This window comes from Pseudomonas sp. IT-P74 (assembly GCF_949768175.1).
GTDB lineage: Bacteria > Pseudomonadota > Gammaproteobacteria > Pseudomonadales > Pseudomonadaceae > Aquipseudomonas.
Genome location: NZ_CATKQD010000040.1, coordinates 1 through 876, shown reverse-complemented (window position 1 = coordinate 876; position 876 = coordinate 1). Strand labels below are relative to the sequence as shown.

The 876-nt window shown below is 58.2% G+C and carries 1 protein-coding gene; it reads left to right on the top strand.

The features are described from left to right. On the top strand, positions 1 to 870 hold an 870-nt coding region (locus ACM6J5_RS18480; protein ID WP_414929108.1), incomplete at its 5' end, for an ISL3 family transposase. Positions 871 to 876: the final 6 nt, after the last annotated feature.

The following is an 876-nucleotide window of genomic DNA, read 5'->3' as shown; positions in this document are numbered from 1 at the left end:
CTGCCCACAAAACACGTGGCTCAACTGTTCGGGCTGCATTGGGGCAGCGTGCGGTTGCTGGAGCGTCGAGCCTTGCAAGCGGCCTTGAGTGTTTTGCCGAAGGCGCAGCCACGGCGCCTGGTGATGGACGAATTCGCGCTGTTCAAAGGTCATCGTTACGCCAGCGTCGTGCTGGACGCCGATACCCGGCGAGTGCTGTGGATTGGCGAAGGTCGCAGCCGTGCGGCGATCAGGCCATTCTTCGAAGAGCTAGGCCCAGAGGGTTGCGCGCGCATCGAAGCGGTGGCGATGGACATGAACACCGCTTTTGACCTGGAGGTTCGTCAGCACTGCCCAAAAGCGCGCGTGGTCTACGACCTCTTCCATGTGGTGGCCAAATATGGCCGAGAGGTGATTGATCGAGTCCGCGTCGATGAAGCTAATCGGCTACGTCATGACAAGCCTGCCCGAAAGGTCATCAAGCAAGCGCGATGGCTGTTGCTGCGCAACCCGCAGAACCTGAAAACGCCGGAGCAACAGGTGCGTTTGGAGGATCTGCTGGCGGCCAACCAAGCGTTGATGACGGTCTATTTGATGAAGGCTGAACTCAAAACGCTTTGGACACCGAGCACCGCCTGGGGCTGGCGATCAGCCTGGCAGCAATGGCTGCGCCATGCGCATGAAAGCGAAATACCGCCTCTGATCCAGTTTGCCAAACGACTGAAGGGTTACTGGCGGGGCATCGTCAGCCGGGTTCGCTGGCCGATGCATACGGGCCAGTTGGAAGGCATCAACAATCGAATAAAGGTCATCAAGCGGATGGCGTACGGTTACCGGGACAGCGAATTCTTTTTCATGAAGATCAAGAGCGTCTTTCCCGGTAATCCGTGAAGAACC